General features: G+C 61.0%; 15 protein-coding genes. 6 read left to right on the top strand and 9 right to left on the bottom strand.

Going from position 1 to position 19,316, the window contains the following annotated elements; genetic code table 11:
• Window positions 1-154 precede the first annotated feature (154 nt).
• Entirely contained in the window at window positions 155-2,338 is a 2,184-nt protein-coding gene (uvrD, locus tag LVW35_RS28580) for a DNA helicase II (protein ID WP_233893020.1), read from the bottom strand.
• Window positions 2,339-2,585: 247 nt separating this feature from the next.
• Here uvrD and LVW35_RS28575 point away from each other — a divergent pair, with 247 nt between their 5' ends.
• The 3 genes from LVW35_RS28575 to LVW35_RS28565 all read left to right on the top strand — a co-directional run bounded on the left by LVW35_RS28575 (window position 2,586) and on the right by LVW35_RS28565 (window position 6,778).
• Window positions 2,586-5,459: an EAL domain-containing protein gene (locus tag LVW35_RS28575; RefSeq protein WP_233893019.1), complete on the top strand. Its 2,874-nt coding sequence runs from the start codon at window positions 2,586-2,588 to the stop codon at window positions 5,457-5,459.
• Between the two features lie 161 nt (window positions 5,460-5,620).
• Window positions 5,621-6,487: a transcriptional regulator HexR gene (hexR, locus tag LVW35_RS28570; RefSeq protein WP_003177007.1), complete on the top strand. Its 867-nt coding sequence runs from the start codon at window positions 5,621-5,623 to the stop codon at window positions 6,485-6,487.
• 93 nt (window positions 6,488-6,580) lie between these two features.
• A complete protein-coding gene (locus LVW35_RS28565; RefSeq protein WP_083351517.1) occupies window positions 6,581-6,778 on the top strand; it encodes a PA3496 family putative envelope integrity protein in 198 nt (65 codons plus the stop codon).
• Here LVW35_RS28565 and LVW35_RS28560 read toward each other — a convergent pair.
• Window positions 6,708-7,682, bottom strand: a complete 975-nt coding sequence (locus tag LVW35_RS28560; RefSeq protein ID WP_326489597.1) for a LysR family transcriptional regulator — start codon at window positions 7,680-7,682, stop codon at window positions 6,708-6,710. The two genes, LVW35_RS28565 and LVW35_RS28560, sit on opposite strands and share 71 nt — an antisense overlap.
• A 194-nt stretch (window positions 7,683-7,876) precedes the next feature.
• Between LVW35_RS28560 and LVW35_RS28555 the strand changes: the two genes are divergently transcribed.
• Both LVW35_RS28555 and oadA read left to right on the top strand, forming a co-directional pair.
• The gene (locus LVW35_RS28555) at window positions 7,877-9,292 is read left to right on the top strand and encodes an acetyl-CoA carboxylase biotin carboxylase subunit (RefSeq protein WP_003195732.1); all 1,416 of its coding nucleotides are present in this window, start codon (window positions 7,877-7,879) and stop codon (window positions 9,290-9,292) included.
• Between the two features lie 11 nt (window positions 9,293-9,303).
• Window positions 9,304-11,112, top strand: coding sequence for a sodium-extruding oxaloacetate decarboxylase subunit alpha (oadA, locus tag LVW35_RS28550; protein WP_233893018.1), 1,809 nt, complete (start codon window positions 9,304-9,306; stop codon window positions 11,110-11,112).
• A gap of 70 nt (window positions 11,113-11,182) precedes the next feature.
• On the opposite strand, the gene LVW35_RS28545 is transcribed toward oadA, so the two are convergent.
• The 4 genes from LVW35_RS28545 to LVW35_RS28530 form a co-directional block, all read right to left on the bottom strand.
• Window positions 11,183-12,466, bottom strand: coding sequence for an autotransporter outer membrane beta-barrel domain-containing protein (locus LVW35_RS28545; RefSeq protein ID WP_233893016.1), 1,284 nt, complete (start codon window positions 12,464-12,466; stop codon window positions 11,183-11,185).
• 145 nt (window positions 12,467-12,611) lie between these two features.
• Entirely contained in the window at window positions 12,612-13,283 is a 672-nt protein-coding gene (locus tag LVW35_RS28540; RefSeq protein ID WP_233893015.1) for a GNAT family N-acetyltransferase, read from the bottom strand.
• Between the two features lie 10 nt (window positions 13,284-13,293).
• The gene (locus LVW35_RS28535) at window positions 13,294-13,740 is read right to left on the bottom strand and encodes a GNAT family N-acetyltransferase (RefSeq protein ID WP_233893014.1); all 447 of its coding nucleotides are present in this window, start codon (window positions 13,738-13,740) and stop codon (window positions 13,294-13,296) included.
• Complete coding sequence (locus tag LVW35_RS28530) at window positions 13,737-14,375, bottom strand: FMN-binding negative transcriptional regulator (RefSeq protein ID WP_233893013.1); 639 nt, start codon at window positions 14,373-14,375, stop codon at window positions 13,737-13,739. Before LVW35_RS28530 ends, LVW35_RS28535 begins: the two co-directional genes overlap by 4 nt.
• An 87-nt stretch (window positions 14,376-14,462) precedes the next feature.
• Between LVW35_RS28530 and pdxR the strand changes: the two genes are divergently transcribed.
• Window positions 14,463-16,001 carry a MocR-like pyridoxine biosynthesis transcription factor PdxR gene (gene pdxR / locus LVW35_RS28525; protein WP_233893012.1) on the top strand — a complete coding sequence of 513 codons (1,539 nt, stop codon included), beginning with the start codon at window positions 14,463-14,465 and terminating at the stop codon, window positions 15,999-16,001.
• 45 nt (window positions 16,002-16,046) lie between these two features.
• On the opposite strand, the gene LVW35_RS28520 is transcribed toward pdxR, so the two are convergent.
• From LVW35_RS28520 to LVW35_RS28510, 3 genes are all read right to left on the bottom strand, one after another.
• Window positions 16,047-17,138: a polyamine ABC transporter substrate-binding protein gene (locus LVW35_RS28520; protein ID WP_233893011.1), complete on the bottom strand. Its 1,092-nt coding sequence runs from the start codon at window positions 17,136-17,138 to the stop codon at window positions 16,047-16,049.
• Window positions 17,135-18,172, bottom strand: coding sequence for a histone deacetylase family protein (locus tag LVW35_RS28515; protein ID WP_233893010.1), 1,038 nt, complete (start codon window positions 18,170-18,172; stop codon window positions 17,135-17,137). Before LVW35_RS28515 ends, LVW35_RS28520 begins: the two co-directional genes overlap by 4 nt.
• Window positions 18,173-18,305: 133 nt before the next feature.
• The gene (locus LVW35_RS28510; protein ID WP_233893008.1) at window positions 18,306-19,292 is read right to left on the bottom strand and encodes an AraC family transcriptional regulator; all 987 of its coding nucleotides are present in this window, start codon (window positions 19,290-19,292) and stop codon (window positions 18,306-18,308) included.
• Between the last annotated feature and the right edge of the window lie 24 nt (window positions 19,293-19,316).

Raw genomic sequence — 19,316 nt, 5'->3', positions numbered from 1 at the left:
ATGTTGCACAGGTGTAGTGACAGTGGCTAGCGGCATAATGTTTCGGGCTTTTGCGTAAGACCGATTCCGAAGGGTCTGTAGGACTTATTAAACATATTGGCCCGCGCTCGTTAAAAACAAGGGCGGGCCAATAAGCTTCATGTAGGTAAATGTTTCAAATGGCTTCGAGTTTCGCGTAACCCATCATCAGCCACTTGCTGCCTTCGGCGAAATTCACCTGCACCCGCGCCTGGGCACCCGCGCCTTCGAAGTTGAGGATGACACCTTCGCCGAACACTGAATGCCTGACCTGCTGGCCAAGACTGAACTGGGTTTCCGGAATCTCGGAGCCAGCAAACAAGGTGCTGGAGTTCTGCTGCTGGCCGCCGCCGAACGGGCGGCTGACGCTGTTGGACAGGCGCACTTCCTGGATCAGACCCTTCGGCACTTCACGTACGAAGCGCGACACCTTGTTGTAGGTCTCGCTGCCGTACAGGCGTCGGGTCTCGGCGTAGGTCATCACCAGGTTCTGCATGGCACGGGTGATACCCACATAGGCCAGGCGGCGCTCTTCCTCAAGACGGCCGGGTTCTTCCAGGCTCATCTTGTGGGGGAACAGGCCTTCTTCCATGCCCACCAGGAACACATACGGGAATTCCAGGCCCTTGGCGCTGTGCAAGGTCATCAGCTGGATGCTGTCTTCATGCTCATCGGCCTGGGTATCACCGGCTTCCAGCGATGCATGGCCGAGAAACGCAGCCAGTGGCGTCAGCTCTTCGTCTTCCTCGGTGTTTTCGAACGCGCGAGCGGCGCTGACCAGTTCCTCAAGGTTCTCTACCCGGGCCTGGCCTTTCTCGCCTTTTTCCGCTTCGTGGTAGGCGATCAGCCCGGACTGCTCGATTACGGTCTGGGTCATCAAGTGCAGGGGCATTTCCGCGCACTTGGCCGCCAGGTTCTCGATCAGCTCGACAAACACATTCAGTGCGCCCGCTGCACGGCCGGTCAGGCCTTTATTGACGATGAGCAAGCGCATGGCTTCCCACATCGACACATCGGCATGGCGCGCGTGGTCGCGAATCGCTTCGACGGTTTTCTCGCCGATGCCACGGGCCGGGATATTGATCACCCGCTCCAGCGCCGCATCGTTGCCGCGACCTTCCAGCAAACGCAGGTAGGCCATGGCGTTCTTGATTTCCGCGCGTTCGAAGAAGCGCTGGCCGCCGTAGATGCGGTACGGGATACGTTCGCGCAGCAAGGCTTCTTCCAAGACCCGCGATTGGGCGTTGGAGCGATACAGAATTGCGATGTCACTGCGCGCCAGGCCGGTTTTCAGCGCGCTTTCGATGGTTTCCACCACGTAGCGCGCTTCATCGTGCTCGTTGAACGCCGCATACAGGTTGATCGCCTCGCCTTCGCCGCCGTCGGTCCACAGCTCTTTGCCCAGGCGTCCGGTGTTATTGGCGATCAAGGCGTTGGCGGCCTTGAGGATCCCGGCGGTGGAGCGGTAATTCTGCTCCAGGCGAATGGTGACCGCGTCCGGGAAGTCTTCGGAATACTGGTAGATGTTCTCGATTTTCGCGCCACGCCAGCCGTAGATCGACTGGTCGTCGTCGCCCACCACCATCAGGCTGTCGCCGCCCTTGGCCAGCAGGCGCAACCAGGCGTACTGCACGGCGTTGGTGTCCTGGAACTCGTCCACCAGGATGTGCCGGAAGCGTTTCTGGTAGTGCGCCAGCAAACCTGGGTTGTCGCGCCACAGGTCGAGGGCGCGCAACAGCAGTTCGGAGAAGTCGATGACCCCGGCGCGCACGCAGGCGGCCTCGTAGGCTTCATAAATGCTGCGCATGGTAGCGAGGAACAGATCGCCGCTGGCCTGGATGTGTTGCGGGCGCAGGCCTTCGTCTTTCTGGCCGTTGATGAACCATTGCGCCTGGCGCGCCGGCCAACGCTGCTCGTCGAGGCCCAGTTCGCGAATCACCCGCTTGACCAGGCGTTGCTGGTCATCACTGTCGAGGATCTGGAAGGTCTGGGCCAGGCCCGCTTCCTGCCAGTGTGCTCGCAACAGGCGGTGTGCCAGGCCGTGGAAAGTGCCCACCCACATGCCGGCCGGGCTGATGCCCATCAACTGCTCGATGCGGTGGCGCATCTCGGCAGCGGCCTTGTTGGTGAAGGTCACCGACAGGATGGAATGCGGGGACGCGTTTTCGACCTGGATCAACCAGGCGATACGGTGCACCAGCACTCGGGTTTTACCGGAGCCAGCACCGGCCAGGACCAACTGACGGCCAACGGGGGCCGCTACGGCCTGGCGTTGGGCATCGTTGAGGGAGTTCAGCAAAAGGGAGAGATCATCGCGCATCGGCGCATTCTATGGCCCCCGGGGGAGTGGGGCAAATACCAATGCCGGGTGGTCGATGGAAAACCCTCAGGGTGATGACCGGTCGGTCAATGGCCGCAGCCCGCGCGGCGTCTCGCTCAAGCCGTCTGGCCCCGATGTTTGCGCGGCATGACGGTGCAGTTTTTATGACGTTGAGCAGTTTGGCCCAGGCGCTTGCTTGTGTATGCTCCGTCGACGTTTCGGGCTCACCATTATAAGAACACTGCCTATGACCCTCAGCACCGACCTGCTCGGCCCCTCGGCGGCCCCCACGCAGGCTCTTCGCAAACACTACGCCACGGAGATGACGGTCGAGCGCACACGCCTGCTGTATCAGGGCTCGCTGTTGCCGACCCTGTTGATGCTGGTCAATGGCCTGGTCTGCGCCTGGCTGTTGTGGAACCCAAAGCAATACCTGCTGGACAGCATCTGGCTGGTCTGGCTGCTGGCCCTGGTGGCGATGCGTGTGATCCAGGTGGCGGCGTTCGACTCGGCCATCCCTAGCCGCCAGGCGCAGCCGGTGTGGCGACGCATGTTCATGCTTGGCTCGGCGGTCAGTGGCCTCACCCTGGCCACTGCCGCCATCGCGCTGGTGCCAGCGGATAGCTTCATGCAGCAGGCCTGGGTGTTCGGTCTGATTGGCGCGGCGACGCTGTCGGCCAGCGTAGCCTATGCCGTGAGCCTGCCAGCGTTCCTGTCTTTCGCCTTACCGTGCCTGGTGCCGGCCATCATTTACCTGTTTTGGACTGGCGACCCACAGCAACGCGGTTGGGGCGTACTCGGCCTGATTCTGCTGGCGTCCTTGAGTCTGGTGGCGTGGCAGGTTAATCGCCTGATCCAGCGCGGGCTGCTGCGGCGCTTCCAGAACCAGGCGTTGATCGAGCATCTGCAGCAGGCACAACAGCGCAGCGAGCAACTCAATCAGGAGTTGGTGCGCGAAGTCGAACAACGCCGTCAGGTCGAGCAAGAACTGCGCGAAGCCCAGATCGGCTTGCAGGACCGCGTGGCCCAACGCAGTCAGGAACTGGACGCCACCAACCTGGCCCTGAATAAAAGCGAAGCGCGCCTGGCCATGGCGCTGCAAGCCAGTGAACTAGGCCTGTGGGACTGGAACCTGCAAACCGATGAAGTGCACCACACCCAGCTCAAGGAGCTGTTCGGCCTGGAGCCGGAATACGTCACGGCGATGCTCAGCCACCTCAAGCCGCGCCTGCATCCCGAAGACCTGCCGCTGCTCAAGCGTGCCTTGGTGGAGCACCTCAAGGGTCGCAGCGAGGACTACCAGGTGGAATACCGCGTGCGCCACGGCGATGGGCACTGGGTGTGGATCGAAGACCGTGGCCGCGCTGTAGAGCGCGCGCCCAGTGGGCGGGTCACACGGATGCTCGGTACACGCCGCGATATCAGCGCCGGCAAGGCCTTGGAGGAACAACAGCGTTTGGCGTCGACGGTATTCGAGGCGGCCAGCGAAGGCATCGTGATCCTTGATCCGGATTACAAGCTGATTGCCGTCAACCAGGCGTTCAGCCGTGTCACCGGCTTTGAAACCGACGACATGATTGGCCGCAATGTAGTCGAGCTGCCCAGCAGCCGTGATGCCCGCCGCCACTTCCCGGTGATCCGCCAGGCGTTGCTCACCCACGGCACCTGGCAGGGCGAGTTGGTGGAGACGCGCAAGAACGGTGAGCTGTATCCGCAGTGGCTGCAATTGAATGTGGTGCGCGATATCCGCGGAAAAGTCAGTCACATTGTGGGCTTCTTCGCCGATCTATCGGCGCGGCGTGAGTCCGAAGAGCGCATGCGCTACCTCACTCATTACGATGAGTTGACCGGCTTGGCCAATCGCTCGCTGTTCCGCGAACGGCTGCGCGAAGCCCACCAGCGGGTCCGCCAGGGCGGGCGCAGCCTGGCGTTGCTGCACATCAACCTCGACCGCTTCAAGCTGCTCAATGACAGCCTCGGCCATGAAGTGGCCGACCAATTGCTGCAGAAAATGGCGCGTCGCCTGATCAATGCCTTGCCCGAGGCCGACACCATCGCGCGCCTGTCCGGGGACGAATTTGCCGTGCTGTTCGACGCCTATGGCAACCTGTCGAGCCTGGCGCGGGTCGCCACGCGGCTGCTGGCCAAACTGCGAGTGCCGGTGACGGTGGAAGGGCATGAGCTGGTAGTGAGTGCGTCGATGGGTGTCAGCCTGTTGCCGGACAACGCGCGGGAAATTTCCGCCCTGGTCAGCCAATCCAATATGGCCATGCAACATGCCAAGCACCTGGGCGGCAATAACTTCCAGTTCTACACCGACAGCCTCCAAGCCAGCACGCTAGAGCGTTTGCAGCTGGAAAACCATCTGCGCAAGGCCATCGAAGAGCGCCAGCTCACGGTGTTTTACCAACCCAAACTGTGTCTGACCACCGGCAAGCTGAATGCCGCAGAGGCGTTAATCCGCTGGGAGCATCCACAGTGGGGCATGGTGCCGCCGGGGGACTTTATCGGCCTGGCCGAAGAGACCGGCTTGATCGTGCCACTGGGCGAATTCGTGCTGCGTGAGGCCTGCTGGCAGGCGTGTGAATGGCAGCGCCAGGGGCTGGCGCCGATCCGCGTGTCGGTGAACCTGTCGGTGCATCAACTGCGCCAGGGCAAGCTGGTCAGCCTGGTGCGCCAGGTGCTCGAAGAGACCGGCCTGGACCCGCAATACCTTGAGCTGGAGCTGACCGAAAGCCAATTGCTCGACAGCGTCGAGCACATCATCGCCACCTTCCAGCAACTGCGCGACCTGGGCGTGAAGCTGGCGATCGACGATTTCGGCACGGGTTATTCGTCCCTCAGCTACCTCAAACGTATCCCCGTGGACTACGTGAAGATCGACCAGACCTTCATCCGTGGGCTCGGCCAGGGGCGTGAAGACGCCGCCATCACCCGTGCCATCATCGCCATGGCCCATGGGCTGGCGCTCAAGGTGGTGGCCGAAGGCGTTGAAGATCAGCAGCAGTTGGATTTCCTGCGTGGGGAGCGGTGCGACGAAGTGCAGGGCTATTTGATCAGCCGGCCGATGCAGGCCGAAGGGCTGGCAGATTTGTTACGGAAAAATGCAGATTTTCCCTAGCGATGCCTGGGGCGCCCCTGTGGCTACAACTCGGCTGCCCTTAGATTCAAAGGGGAGCAGGGCGATTTAGTGATGCGTCGGACGGGCAAAACGACAATTCTTGTAGTATAACTACAAACTTGCTACATCCCTGGCCCTGCCCATAACAAGAGTCCTGCCCTTTGAACCTGTTGCAACATATCGCCCAGTCGCGCCACCTGTTACGCAAATCGGAACTCAAGGTTGCCGATCACGTGCTGCTTGACCCTGCGGCTGTGATGCACAGTTCCATGGCGGACCTCGCCCATAGCGTGGGCATCAGTGAGCCGACTATCGTGCGCTTCTGCCGCGCTATCGGTTGCTCCGGGTTCCAGGACTTGAAACTCAAGCTGGCCCAAAGCCTGGCCGCTGGTGCGAGCTTTGGCCAATTCGCGATCCATGAAGACGACTCCGTCGCCGACTACAGCCTGAAAATCTTCGATACCACCCTGCACACGCTGATGGAAGTACGCGAGAAGCTTGACCCGGTGGAGTTGCAAAAGGCCGTGACGGCCATGTCCCAGGCTCAGCGCGTCGAGTTTTATGGCTTTGGTGCTTCCGGCGCGGTGGCTGCCGATGCTCAGCACAAATTCTTCCGCTTGCTGCTTACCGCCGCGGCCTACAGCGACCCGCACATGCAGGCAATGTCAGCAGTGACCTTGAAGCCTACGGATGTGGCCATCTGCATTTCCCAGTCAGGCCGCTCCAAAGACCTGCTGATCACCGCCAACCTGGTGCGTGAAAGTGGCGCTTCGCTGATCACCCTGTGCCCGAGCCAGACGCCGTTGGCGGAACTGTCCACGGTCAACCTGGCGATCGATGTGCACGAAGACACCGAGATCTACACCCCGCTGACTTCGCGCATTGCCCACCTGGTGGTGATCGACGTGCTGGCGATGGGCGTCGCCATGGCGCGCGGGCCGAGCCTGGTCAACCACCTCAAGAGCGTGAAGCGCAGCTTGCGCAGCCTTCGCCTGTCACCGAAATCCGTCAAAGCATTGGATGATTGATCAAACTTTCATCAGTTTGTAATCCCCGCGCCGCCAAACCGTCATCGCCCAGGGCCATCCTGAACTCCCCGTACTCGCATTGGGAGACTCCAAATGGCCCGGACCTACGAAGACAGCAACAGCTCCGTCAAAACCCGTCGTCAGCAGGAAGACCAACGCCGCATGGCGTTCCGTCGCGCAATCGAAGACCGTTGCGAGGAGCGCCAACTGCTCCAGAGCATCAGTGACTACCCGGAACTCCACTGGCAGGCACCCGCGGCTGCCCAGCGAAACGCTCAGCCAGTGCGCTGATCTGCACCCGCTCGCTGCGGATAAAGCCCAGGAACGCATGGGCCACCGGTGACAGGCGCTTGGCCTTGGCCTGCACCAGGCACCAACTGCGGTACAGCGGCAGCTCTTCCACCGGCAGCTCCTTGAGCCCGCCGGTGGCCAGTTCCATGTTGACCGCGTGACGCGTCAGTAGGGCCACGCCCAATCCCGCGCATACACATTCCCGCTGCGCCTCGGCGGAGGCCACTTCCACCGTCTGGGTGAAGTGCACGCGTTTTTCTTTGAAATATTCTTCGCACGCCAGTCGCGTGCCGGAACCGGGTTCGCGCAGCAGCAGCGTGTAAGGCTCAAGGTCCTGCAGTCGCAGTGGCCCTTGCAGGCTCAGCGGGTGGTCGGGCGGCGCCACCGCAACGATCGGGTTGTTGAGGAAGGGTAGGAATTCCAGGCCCATGTCCTGAGGCACCATCGACATGATCACCAAGTCATCGCGGTTGTCCGAAAGCCTGCGAATCACCTGGGCGCGGTTTACCACCGTGAGGTGCAACTGCACCTCTGGATGCTGGCGCTTGAAGGCTGCAAACAGGTGGGGCACGAAGTACTTGGCGCTGGATTCAATCGCCAGCTTCAACTGGCCTTGCAGCGAGCCCTGCATGTCCGAGAGCTGCATATCGAGGTTTTCCAGGCGCCCGAAAATATCGCGACTGGCCCGCTGCAAGGCTTCGGCGGCTTCGGTCATGTAGAGCTTTTTGCCGACATAATCGAATAGTGGCTGGCCAATCAGCTCTTCCAACTGGCGAATTTGTAGGCTAACGGCTGGTTGTGTGAGGGACATTTCCTCAGCTGCGCGGCTGTAGGAGCGCAAATCGCAGACCTCATGGAAGATCTGCAGTTGGCGCAATGTCAGCCGCATCAATGACTTACGCAAAATTATTCTCCTCCCCCCAGGCCGTTCGGCTAACTATAAGTCTTTACTTATGCGCAACCCAATAATTATTGATTTTTGTTAATCCCTCAGCGGGCTTAGTGTGTGTCTCGCGACTGTCATGAAACATTTGGTCACGCGCCGACCCGGATCCAGCGGGTCAAAGAACGCAGCAATCGGCTCAAGGGAATTTCCAAGTGATAAAAAAGATCCTGATCGCCAACCGTGGTGAAATTGCCGTACGTATCGTGCGTGCCTGCGCCGAGATGGGCATTCGCTCGGTCGCGGTCTACTCCGACGCCGACCGGCACGCGTTGCACGTCAAACGTGCCGACGAAGCCCACAGCATTGGTGCCGAGCCCCTGGCCGGTTACCTGAACCCGCGCAAGCTGGTGAACCTAGCGGTGGAAACCGGCTGTGACGCGCTGCACCCTGGCTACGGCTTTCTGTCGGAAAACGCCGAACTGGCGGACATCTGCGCTGAACGCGGTATCAAATTCATCGGCCCGTCGGCGGAAGTGATTCGCCGCATGGGCGACAAGACCGAAGCGCGCCGCAGCATGATCAAGGCCGGTGTGCCGGTCACGCCGGGCACCGAAGGTAACGTTGCGGACATCCATGAGGCGCTGACCGAAGGCGACCGCATCGGTTATCCGGTGATGCTCAAAGCCACCTCCGGTGGTGGCGGCCGTGGTATCCGCCGTTGCAACAGCCGCGAAGAACTTGAGCAAGCCTTCCCCCGCGTCATCTCCGAAGCCACCAAGGCCTTTGGTTCGGCGGAAGTGTTCCTGGAAAAATGCATCGTCAATCCCAAGCACATCGAGGCGCAGATCCTCGGCGATAGTTTTGGCAACGTAGTGCACTTGTTCGAACGCGACTGCTCGATCCAGCGCCGAAACCAGAAGCTCATCGAAATCGCCCCAAGCCCGCAACTGACCCCGGAACAGCGCGCCTACATCGGTGACCTGTCGGTACGCGCCGCCAAGGCCGTGGGCTACGAGAACGCCGGCACCGTGGAATTCCTGCTCGCCGAGGGCGAGGTGTACTTCATGGAGATGAACACCCGGGTGCAGGTGGAACACACCATCACCGAAGAAATCACCGGAATCGATATCGTCCGCGAACAGATCCGCATCGCCTCGGGCTTGCCGCTGTCGGTGAAACAGGAAGACATCCAGCACCGTGGTTTCGCCTTGCAGTTTCGTATCAACGCCGAAGATCCGAAGAACAATTTCCTCCCGAGCTTCGGCAAGATCACCCGTTACTACGCGCCTGGCGGTCCCGGTGTGCGTACCGACACGGCTATCTATACCGGCTACACCATCCCGCCGTTCTACGACTCCATGTGCCTGAAGCTGGTGGTGTGGGCGTTGACCTGGGAAGAAGCCATGGACCGCGGCCTGCGTGCCCTGGACGACATGCGCCTGCAAGGCGTGAAGACCACCGCCGCCTATTACCAGGAAATCCTGCGCAACCCGGAATTCCGCAGTGGCCAGTTCAACACCAGTTTCGTGGAAAGCCACCCTGAGCTGACCAACTACTCGATCAAGCGCAAACCCGAAGAGCTGGCCCTGGCCATCGCTGCCGCCATCGCCGCCCACGCAGGCCTGTGAGGAATATAACAATGAGCAAGAAGATCTTCGTAACCGACACCATCCTGCGCGACGCCCACCAATCGTTGCTCGCGACGCGCATGCGCACTGACGACATGCTGCCGATCTGCGACAAGCTCGACAGAGTCGGCTACTGGTCCCTTGAAGTCTGGGGCGGCGCGACCTTCGACGCCTGCGTGCGCTTCCTCAAAGAAGACCCGTGGGAGCGCCTGCGCAAACTGCGCGCTGCGTTACCCAACACTCGCCTGCAAATGCTGCTGCGCGGCCAGAACCTGCTGGGCTACCGCCACTACAGCGACGACGTGGTCAAGGCATTCGTGGCCAAGGCTGCGGTGAATGGCATCGACGTGTTCCGCATTTTCGACGCGATGAACGACGTGCGTAACCTGCGCGTGGCCATCGAAGCGGTGAAAGCCGCCGGCAAACATGCCCAAGGCACCATCGCCTATACCACCAGCCCGGTGCACACCGTCGAGGCCTTCGTGGCCCAGGCCAAACAACTGGAAGCCATGGGCTGCGACTCGATTGCGATCAAGGACATGGCCGGTCTGTTGACCCCTTACGCTACCGGCGAACTGGTCAAGGCGCTGAAGGCCGAGCAGACCCTGCCAATCTTTATCCACTCCCACGACACCGCCGGCCTGGCCGCAATGTGTCAGCTCAAGGCCATCGAAAACGGTGCCGATCATATCGACACCGCGATCTCCAGCTTCGCCTGGGGCACCAGCCACCCAGGGACCGAGTCGATGGTCGCCGCCCTCAAAGGCAGCGAGTTCGACACCGGCCTGAGCCTGGAACTGCTGCAAGAGATCGGCCTGTACTTCTACGCGGTGCGCAAGAAGTACCACCAGTTCGAAAGCGAATTCACCGCCGTCGACACCCGTGTGCAAGTCAACCAGGTGCCGGGCGGGATGATTTCCAACCTCGCCAACCAGCTGAAAGAGCAGGGCGCTCTCAACCGCATGAGCGAAGTGCTGGCCGAAATCCCACGTGTGCGTGAAGACCTCGGCTTCCCGCCGCTGGTGACGCCGACTTCGCAGATCGTCGGCACCCAGGCGTTCTTCAACGTGTTGGCCGGCGAGCGCTACAAGACCATCACCAACGAAGTGAAGCTCTACCTGCAAGGCGGCTACGGCAAGGCGCCGGGCACCGTGAACGAGAAACTGCGTCGTCAGGCCATCGGCAGCGAAGAGGTGATCGACGTACGCCCGGCCGACCTGCTCAAGCCGGAAATGACCAAGCTGCGCGGCGAAATCGGCGCCTTGGCCAAGTCCGAAGAAGACGTGCTGACCTATGCCATGTTCCCGGACATCGGCCGCAAGTTCCTCGAGGAGCGCGACGCCGGCACCCTGGCACCGGAAGTGCTGCTGCCGATCCCTGAGGCTGGCGGCGTGGCGCGTGCTGGTGGCGAAGGCGTGCCGACCGAGTTCGTCATTGACGTACACGGCGAAAGCTACCGCGTCGACATCACTGGTGTCGGCGTGAAGGCCGAAGGCAAGCGTCACTTCTACCTGTCCATCGACGGCATGCCGGAAGAAGTGGTGTTCGAACCGCTCAATGAATTCGTCAGCAGTGGCGGCAGCAAGCGCAAGCACGCCACCGAGCCGGGCCATGTCAGCACCGCGATGCCGGGCAATATCGTCGACGTGCTGGTCAAGGAAGGCGACGTAGTCAAAGCCGGCCAAGCCGTGTTGATTACCGAAGCCATGAAGATGGAAACCGAAGTGCAGGCAGCAATTGCCGGCAAGGTGACCGCTGTTCATGTGGCCAAGGGCGACCGGGTCAATCCTGGCGAAATCCTGATTGAAATCGAAGGCTGATACAGCCTTCGACACTACCGTTTAATCCTCGGGGGGGCAGGTGCTCCCCTTTTTTTCGCCCGGAGTTTGGTCAGAACCGCATCCGCCATTGCCCTATCAGGCCTTGACTGCTGCTGTTGGAGCCTTTTTCAGCGCTGTAGGCCAGGCCGACGGTGTGGTTTACCGAGAGCGCCAGATCCAGCCCGGCCTGCAGATTGAGGCTGTTGCGGTCCAGGGACGTGCCCTGGATTGTGAAGCCTTCAATGCCGCCGTGGCGAAAGGACTGGCGTACCTGGTTTTCGACATCGCCATAGAGGTGCTTCCAGCTTGTACTCAAATGGGGCGTGAGAGTCATCCGATTATCGAAGCGGTATACCGTGGCCAGGCGCAGGCCAGCAGTGCTGCTCAGGTTTTGCTGGATGTGTGCGGCGACGTTCAGCGCGGCCGGCCCGCCTTGCTCCTTGAAGCTGTCACGGCTATAGCGTTGGTAGCCAAGCCCGGCAAAGGGTTCGACGCTGGTGTCGTCGTTGCCCAATTGGTAACCCACTTCGCCGAAGATATTCTGGCTGTTGGCGTTGTAATGGCCCTTGAGCGTGTCCTTGTACCCCAGGATCTCGACGCCGCGCTTGTTTTGGCCGGCATGGCTGCTGTAGATCGCCCCAAGGCGCAACGCCAGCGGGCCATCCTGGCGCACGGCGTAACTTCCCAGGTGCCAACTGTCCAGGTCTGCGCTAAAACGCTGCGTATCAAAACGGCTGCTGGATTTTGCTCCCAGCACACCGACTCGCCAGGCGTGGTCGATTGACCAGTCGGCGCCCATTAAAACGCCCTGGTTGGCGGTATTCAGGCCGGCAGTACCGCGCTGGCTGTCAAGGCCGCCTTCGCTGCCGAGGTTTTTTACCCAGAAGTGGCCGTCGGTGTCGGTGGGCAGTTCGCGCAGGGTCGAGAGCACTCGGGCGCTGAGTTGCTGGGTGGTGCTCTGGGTAGCGGTCGCCAGGTTCGCATTTTGACTGCCGGCCAGTTGTTCAAGCGCCGCGCCGAACGCGCCGGGTTTCTGCGCGAGTTCGGTGTTGAGTTTTTCCAGGGCCTTGATTTGCTCGAAGCTCAGCTTTCCCGTCGTCCGCAGGCGAGCCAGTGCGGGCTCCAGAACCTTTGCTACCTGCAAGCCATTGTAGGTGGTGGCTTGCCGAGTGAGGTGACTGTCGATGGGGGACGTTTCAAGCTCGGGTAAGTAGGACCAGTCATCATCAAGCGCCTCGTAGGGTTGATTCCAATACGGCATGTACTCGATGTCGCCTCGCGCTTGGGCTTGTGGAAGGCTCGCGGTGGCGGCAAGGCTGATGCAGAGCACGATTTTGCGGGGGGATATGGGCATGGCTTCCCGACCTCTTGTGGATGAGGCCAGGAATTTATCGAGGTGACGGGAGGATAACTGTCAGGGCATTGGCCCGCGATTCGCGGGAGTTGTCCTTACCGGGAAGAGAATAAAAGCTTGATCTGGCCGCCAACGATCAACGGCTTCAGGCCCGGCACTGCGCGAGTGTTTTGAGCTGCCCATCACCCCGCTGATTCGCCTCCGACAACCAGGCTTCAAACCCCGCCCCAATCGCGGACCATTCGGAATCGAGTATCGAGTACCACGCCGTGTCCCGGTTCTGCCCCTTCACTACCATGTGCTGGCGGAACACGCCCTCGAAGCTGAACCCCAAGCGCTCTGCCGCGTACTTGGAGCGGGCGTTGCCGTTGTTGCACTTCCATTCCAACCGACGATAGCCCTGCTCGAATGCATACTTGGCCAGCAGATACACCGCTTCGGTGCTTTTCGGCGTGCGCTGCATGGGTGCACCGAAGGTAACGTGGCCGATTTCGATGCGACCTTGGGTGGGGACGATGGACATCAGGCTGAGGATACCTTGCGCTTGGCCGGTCGCACGGTCGATCACGCTGAAAAAGTAAGGGTCACTGTGGGATGCGTGATTTTTCAGCCACTCATTGAACACGCTGCGCTCCGGGAAAGGCCCGTAAGGCAGGTAATCCCACAGCTTGGGGTCGGCGCCGGGCCCCTGGAGTGCTTGGAACAGGTCGTCGCCATGGTGCGCCGGGTCTAGTTTCTCCAGGCGTATAAAGCGTCCTTCAAGCAGTTGCACAGTGGGCGCCGGGACGCCTTTCCAGTCGGCTAGGGAAGTGGACATGCTGCGCTCCTTAAAGACCTTTGCGAAATTGAATGAAACCCGGGCGTTCGGCGATGCGCTCGTAGAGTTGGATCGCGGTGGCGTTGGTCTCGTGGGTGAGCCAGTGGACCTTGCAGCAACCGTCGGCCTTGGCGGTGGCGTAGACGCACTCGATGAGCTTGCGGCCCACGCCGGTGCCACGTTGCGACGGGTCCACCAGCAGGTCCTGCAGGTAGCAGGAGTTCTCGATGCTCCAGTTGGAGCGGTGGTAGATGAAGTTGACCATGCCCACCGCCTTGCCGTCCTGCCAGGCCAGCGCCGAATGAGTCGGCTCATTGGCATCGATCAGGCGCAGCCAGGTGCTTTGGCTGACGGCATCCGGCAGTTCAGTGTTGTAGAACTTCAGATACGTCTGCCACAGCGACAACCACGCGGCGTGGTCAGCGGCGGTGACCTGACGGATATTGATCTGGCTCATTCTGGAACTCCTTGGGGAATAAAGCGGGCGAGGGTCTGGTCGCGAATATCCTGGCTGGCGCCCAGTCCTTCGCGAACACCCGCGATGTCGGCCGGGCTGCGGTTCTGGCTGAGTTTGCGTTTGCCGATCAGGCGCTCGATCGGCAGGGCAAAGCCGACGATGGCCTTGAGCATGCCGTCAATGTAGTCGGCCGGAGCGTCGCTGACTTTCCAAGGCTGGTCACGACTGCCTTCATGGCGGTCGGTCAATGCCTTGACCACACTGAGCAAGCGCTGGGCATCGGTGAACACCTCGGCTTTGCCGTAGGCATGCACGGCGATGTAATTCCAAGTGGGCACGACTTTTCCGTGTTCGGCTTTGGACGGGTAAAACGCCGGGCTGACGTAGGCCTCGGCACCGGCAAAGATCACCAGGGCTTCGCCGCCGCTTTGCAGGTCCTTCCACTGCGGATTGGCCTTTGCCAGGTGCCCGTAGAGCGTACCGTAGGCGCCTTCAGTGGGGTTGAGCAGCAGCGGCAAGTGGCTGGCCAGCAAGCCACGCTCACCGACCGTCACCAGCTGCGCCAGGCGGGTGTGCAGGATCAGTTGTTGCAATTCGGGCAAATCTTCAAGGGCAAACGCGCTGGGTGTGTACATGGAAATATTCCTTGGCGAATGCCTGCATCCTAGGCAGGCTAATGGTGTGTTGTAAGAGCCATCTAGCACTAATTTCATAGGTCCAATATGTCGCCCATCACGCCACCGTTATCGTTCAACCCCGCCGGTATCGAGCTGGACCGCCGTCAGGGGCTGACGCGGCAACTGTATGAAGCGTTGCGCCAGCGCGTGCTGGATGGGCGATTGGTCAGTGGGACGCGCCTGCCCGCCAGCCGCGACCTGGCGGCAGCGTTGTCGATCTCGCGTAACAGTGTGGTGCGGGCCTACGATCAGCTGTTCGCGGAAGGGTTTACCGAGAGCCGGGTAGGGGACGGTACTTACGTTGCTTTGCTGCCTGCCCCCAAAAAACTATCCACAAAAGTATCCACAGGGTTTTCAACAGGGTTATCCCCAACCTTATCCACAAAACGGGCGGATTTGCCCGAAGACCTGACCAGTGAAGTTATCCACAGCGCCGGTTTGGCTCGCATAAAAACCAACCACCTGTCACATCCACCATCGGGGCCACCACGGGCATTCCGGGTGGGCGTGCCGGCGTTCGATCTGTTTCCCTTTGAGGTCTGGGCCAAGCTGAATGGGGCTTTCTGGCGCAAGCCGGACCTGGAGCAACTGTGTTACGGCGACCCTGCGGGTGACGCTCGCCTGCGCGGTTTGATCGCGGCGTACCTGCTCAGCTCGCGGGGCATGCAGTGCACCGCTGAGCAAATAGTGATCACCAGTGGCGCGCAGCAGGCCATCAGCCTTTGTGCACAGCTGCTGGTGGAGCCCGGGGACGGTGTGGCTGTGGAAAACCCCGGCTACCGTGCGGCAGGTCATGCGTTCGCCTTGGCCGGTGGGCAGTTGCACGGTGTACCGGTGGACGGCGAAGGTCTTGATTACCAAGTGCTCAACCGTTTGCAGGGTTGTCGTGTGGCTTACGTCACACCTTCGCACCAGTACCCGCTGGGCGTGGTCATGAGCCTGGCGCGACGCCTGGAATTGCTGGCCTGGGCTGAACGCACGGATGGCTGGATCATCGAGGACGATTACGACGGTGAGTACCGCTACACCGGTGCGCCGCTGTCGCCGCTGGCTGCCCTGGATCACAGCGGTCGGGTGCTGTATGTCGGCACCTTCGGCAAAGTGGCTTTTCCGGCATTGCGCCTTGGCTACCTGGTGTTGCCGCCGGGCCTGGTGGACGCCTTCGCCCGGCGTCGCGCGGTGGACATGCGCCACTCCGAGGTCAGCACCCAGGCAGTGATGGCTGAGTTCATGGCCGCCGGGCATTTCCAGCGGCATATCCGGCGTATGCGGCGGGCGGCGTTGAGTCGGCGCAACACGCTGCTTGCCGATTGGCCCCAAGGTCTTCCCGGCGTTGGCGAGCTGCCGAATGTCGCGGCAGGGCTGCACCTCACTGTGCGGGTGGACAGCCTGGCTCGCGAACAGCAACTGCTTGAGCAAGCGAGCACCGCCGATGTCGAGGTCAACGGCCTGAGCAGCTACTGGCTGACGGATTCCACCGTGCCGGCGGATCAGCGCGCCGGCCTGGTGCTGGGGTTTGCTGCTGTACCCGAGCCGGCGATTTGCCAAGCGTTGCAGCGGCTACGCAAGGCCTGGGGTGCTTGAATGGAAGCAGTGGCGCCAGCTAGGTGAGCAGCCCGGTCTGACGGTTCAGGTCCCGGCTTTGATCTTGGTCCAGGCTCGTGTCCTTGCGCGCTCGGCTTTGCTACCTAACGGTTTCAGGGTATAGAGCGTGGCCATCGCCGCATCGGTAGGGTATAGGTTGGGGTTGTTGCGGATGGCCGGGTCGACCTGCTCGGTTGCGTCCTTGTTTGGGTTGGGGTAGCCGACAAAGTCACTGATCGGCGCGATGACCTGGGGTTGCAGCAGGTAGTTGATAAAGGTGTAGGCGTCCTGCGCATTCTTAGCCCCCTTGGGGATCGCGAGCATGTCGAACCAGATGGGCGCGCCTTCCTTGGGCAGACGCATGTCAACGACTACGCCGTTCTTGGCTTCCTTGGCCCGATTGGCCGCTTGGGAAAAGCTGCCCGAGTAACCAACGGCGACGCAGATATCACCGTTGGCGATATCTGCCATGTATTTGGACGAGTGGAAATAGGTGATGTAGGGGCGGATCTTCAGCAACAGCGCTTCGGCTTTTTCATAGTCCTTTGGGTTGCTGCTGTTGGGGTCCAGGCCCAGGTGTTGCAGGGCCAGGGGCAGGATCTCCGATGGCGAGTCCAGCAGGGCTACGCCGCACTGCTTGAGTTTGCTGATGTTCTCTTCCTTGAAGATCAGGTCCCAGCTGTCCACCGGCGCGTTATCACCCAGCGCCGCCTTGATCTTGGCCGGGTTGAAGCCGATCAGGATGGTGCCGTACATGTAGGGTACGGCGAATTTATTGCCGGGGTCGTTGGCCTCGATCAGCTTCATCAGCTTGGGGTCGAGGTGGTTCCAGTTGGGCAACTGGCTGCGGTCCAAGGGTTGGAAAACGCCGGCCTCAATCTGCTTGGCCAGGAATACGTTGGATGGCACTACCACGTCATAGCCGGAGTTGCCGGTGAGCAGCTTGGCTTCCAGGGCTTCGTTGGTGTCGAAAATGTCGTACACCAGTTTGATCGATGGGTTCTGCACCTTGAACGCTTCAAGGGCCTTGGGCGTGATGTAGTCGAACCAGTTGTAGACCTTCAGGGTTTTTTCTTCGGCCTGCACCGCGCCGCTCAGCACCGCCGCACACAGGGCCAGGGATGTGAACATCTTCATTGGGCTGCACCTTGTTCGAAACCTTCGAGGACATTGACGGCGTTGACGCCGATTTCTGCTACCGCGTAGCCGCCTTCCATCACAAACAGCGTGGGCTTGCCGAGCCGGGCGATGCGCCGGCCCATGGCCAAGTAATCCGGACTGTCGAGCTTGAATTGGGAGATGGGGTCGTCCTTGAAGGTGTCGACACCCAGAGACACCACGATGACCTCGGCACCGTAGCGCTCTATCTCGCCGCAGGCCGCGTCCAGTGCCGCGCTCCAGGGCTCCCAGCCGGAACCGGCGGGCAGGGGATAATTGAAGTTGAACCCTTCGCCAGTGCCTTCGCCCAATTCATCGGCATAGCCCAGGAAAAACGGAAATTCCGCCTCCGGATGCCCATGAATTGAGGTAAAGAGCACATCGCTGCGTTCGTAGAAGATCGACTGCGTACCGTTGCCGTGGTGGTAATCCACGTCGAGGATCGCGACCTTCTCGTGACCCTGGTCGAGAAACGCCTGAGCGACAATGGCGGCGTTGTTGAGGTAGCAATAACCACCCATCAAGTCGCTGGCGGCGTGATGCCCCGGTGGTCGGCAGAGGGCGAACGCAGCAGGGGCGCCGCGTTGTACCGCCTGCTGAGCCGTGAGCGCGACCTGGGCCGCACTGTATGCCGCTTGCCAGGTTCCGGCGGTGATCGGCGCGCCGCCGTCGAAGCTGTAGTAACCCAGTTGTCCATGCAGGCTGGTGGGCAATAACCGGCGCAACGTGCGTGCGGGCCAGGTGTAGGGCAACAGGTCGCCGTCCTGGCCATATTCGGCCCAGCGTGCCCAGGCGCTTTTGAAAAAATCCAGATAGTCGCGGCTGTGGATACGTTGCAGCGGTGCCATCCCGAAGTCTTGCGGTCCCTGCACCGGGCCCAGCTCACGCTCCTTGACCCGCTGCAGCACGTGATCGGCACGGGATGGCATTTCGAAACAAGGCATCAGTTGCCCATCCATCAATTCGCAGCGGCCGTGGTGCAGATGGTGATCGTCGGAGTAGATCGTCAGCATAGTGTTGTTCTCCCGGCATAGAGTCGTGTCCACAGTGTTGCTGCGCGGACGATGCATGAGAATGCCAGGAACGGCCAAAAGGGGATAAATAGGGCCAATAAACCTGACCGCTATTCGCCCCTTAACGGGGGCGTCAGGCCCGGAACTGGCTGGGGGCCACACCACTCCAGCGCACGAACGCGTGTCGGAAACTTGCCGTTTCGCTGAACCCCAGTAACTCGGCGATGCGGTGGATGGGCAACTGATCCTGCGCCAACCATTGTTTAGCCTGTTCGAAACGCAATTCGTCCAACAGCTCCTGATAACTGCACCCCAAATCGTGCAAGTGCCGACGCAGGGTGCGTGGCGAGCAATTCATCTGCACGGCCAGGCCATCGACTCCGGGTGCGGCATGTAACTGCGTGGCAAGTAGCTGGCGCACGCGGTTGAGCCAGGTCTGACGTCCGGTGAATTCGGTGTTCTGTTTGCGACAACGCTCGGTCACGGCGCAGTGGGTGATGGCATCGGCCAGGGGCAGTGGTTGTTGCAGCCAGCGCTTGTCGAACGCAAATCCATTGCTCGTTGCTGCAAATTGCAGCGGGCAGTCGAAGTGTTCGGCGTATCGGGCCTGGTAATCCGGCGCCGGGTAGGCAAATCGCGCACCCAGCAAGGGCAAGCGGTGGCCGAGCAGGTCATCGCAGATCACCTTCAGCGATACCAGGCAAAATTCGATATTGAATCGGGCCAGCGCCGGTGCTTCCCGATAATCGCTGGCGGTGAACCAGATGCGCTGCCCGTCCTCTTCAATGTTCAAATCGAACAGTGTTCCCAACAACGCCGGGTAGCGCAGGGCCAGGCGCAAAGCGTCACCGAAAGTGGCACTGGTGAGCAGGGCGTAGCCGAGCAGACCATAGGACGACACATGCATGCGCTGGCCCACCTCCAGGCCAATCTCCCTGCGCAGGGCCACCGCATTGGCGCACACCTGCATTTCCTGGTGGGTGGTGATGCAGGTGTCGGCCTGGCGCAGGTCGGCCAGGCTGATGCCGCTGCCCGCCAACAAGGCTTCGGGCGGTTGGCCTTCGAAGGTGGCCAGTAACAGGGAAACCGCATTGAGCGTGGTCAGATGTGAATGCAGCATGGTCAACGTACGCCAAGAGAGAGT

Source organism: Pseudomonas sp. HN11 (assembly GCF_021390155.1).
Lineage (GTDB): Bacteria > Pseudomonadota > Gammaproteobacteria > Pseudomonadales > Pseudomonadaceae > Aquipseudomonas.
This window is presented reverse-complemented; position numbering and strand designations above follow the sequence as displayed.

Coding starts and splice junctions, on each gene's coding strand:
- uvrD (WP_233893020.1), bottom strand. CDS start 2,338: ATGCGCGATGATCTCTCCCTTTTGCTGAACTCCCTCAACGATGCCCAA.
- LVW35_RS28575 (WP_233893019.1), top strand. CDS start 2,586: ATGACCCTCAGCACCGACCTGCTCGGCCCCTCGGCGGCCCCCACGCAG.
- LVW35_RS28565 (WP_083351517.1), top strand. CDS start 6,581: ATGGCCCGGACCTACGAAGACAGCAACAGCTCCGTCAAAACCCGTCGT.
- oadA (WP_233893018.1), top strand. CDS start 9,304: ATGAGCAAGAAGATCTTCGTAACCGACACCATCCTGCGCGACGCCCAC.
- LVW35_RS28545 (WP_233893016.1), bottom strand. CDS start 12,466: ATGCCCATATCCCCCCGCAAAATCGTGCTCTGCATCAGCCTTGCCGCC.
- LVW35_RS28540 (WP_233893015.1), bottom strand. CDS start 13,283: ATGTCCACTTCCCTAGCCGACTGGAAAGGCGTCCCGGCGCCCACTGTG.
- LVW35_RS28535 (WP_233893014.1), bottom strand. CDS start 13,740: ATGAGCCAGATCAATATCCGTCAGGTCACCGCCGCTGACCACGCCGCG.
- LVW35_RS28530 (WP_233893013.1), bottom strand. CDS start 14,375: ATGTACACACCCAGCGCGTTTGCCCTTGAAGATTTGCCCGAATTGCAA.
- pdxR (WP_233893012.1), top strand. CDS start 14,463: ATGTCGCCCATCACGCCACCGTTATCGTTCAACCCCGCCGGTATCGAG.
- LVW35_RS28520 (WP_233893011.1), bottom strand. CDS start 17,138: ATGAAGATGTTCACATCCCTGGCCCTGTGTGCGGCGGTGCTGAGCGGC.
- LVW35_RS28515 (WP_233893010.1), bottom strand. CDS start 18,172: ATGCTGACGATCTACTCCGACGATCACCATCTGCACCACGGCCGCTGC.
- LVW35_RS28510 (WP_233893008.1), bottom strand. CDS start 19,292: ATGCTGCATTCACATCTGACCACGCTCAATGCGGTTTCCCTGTTACTG.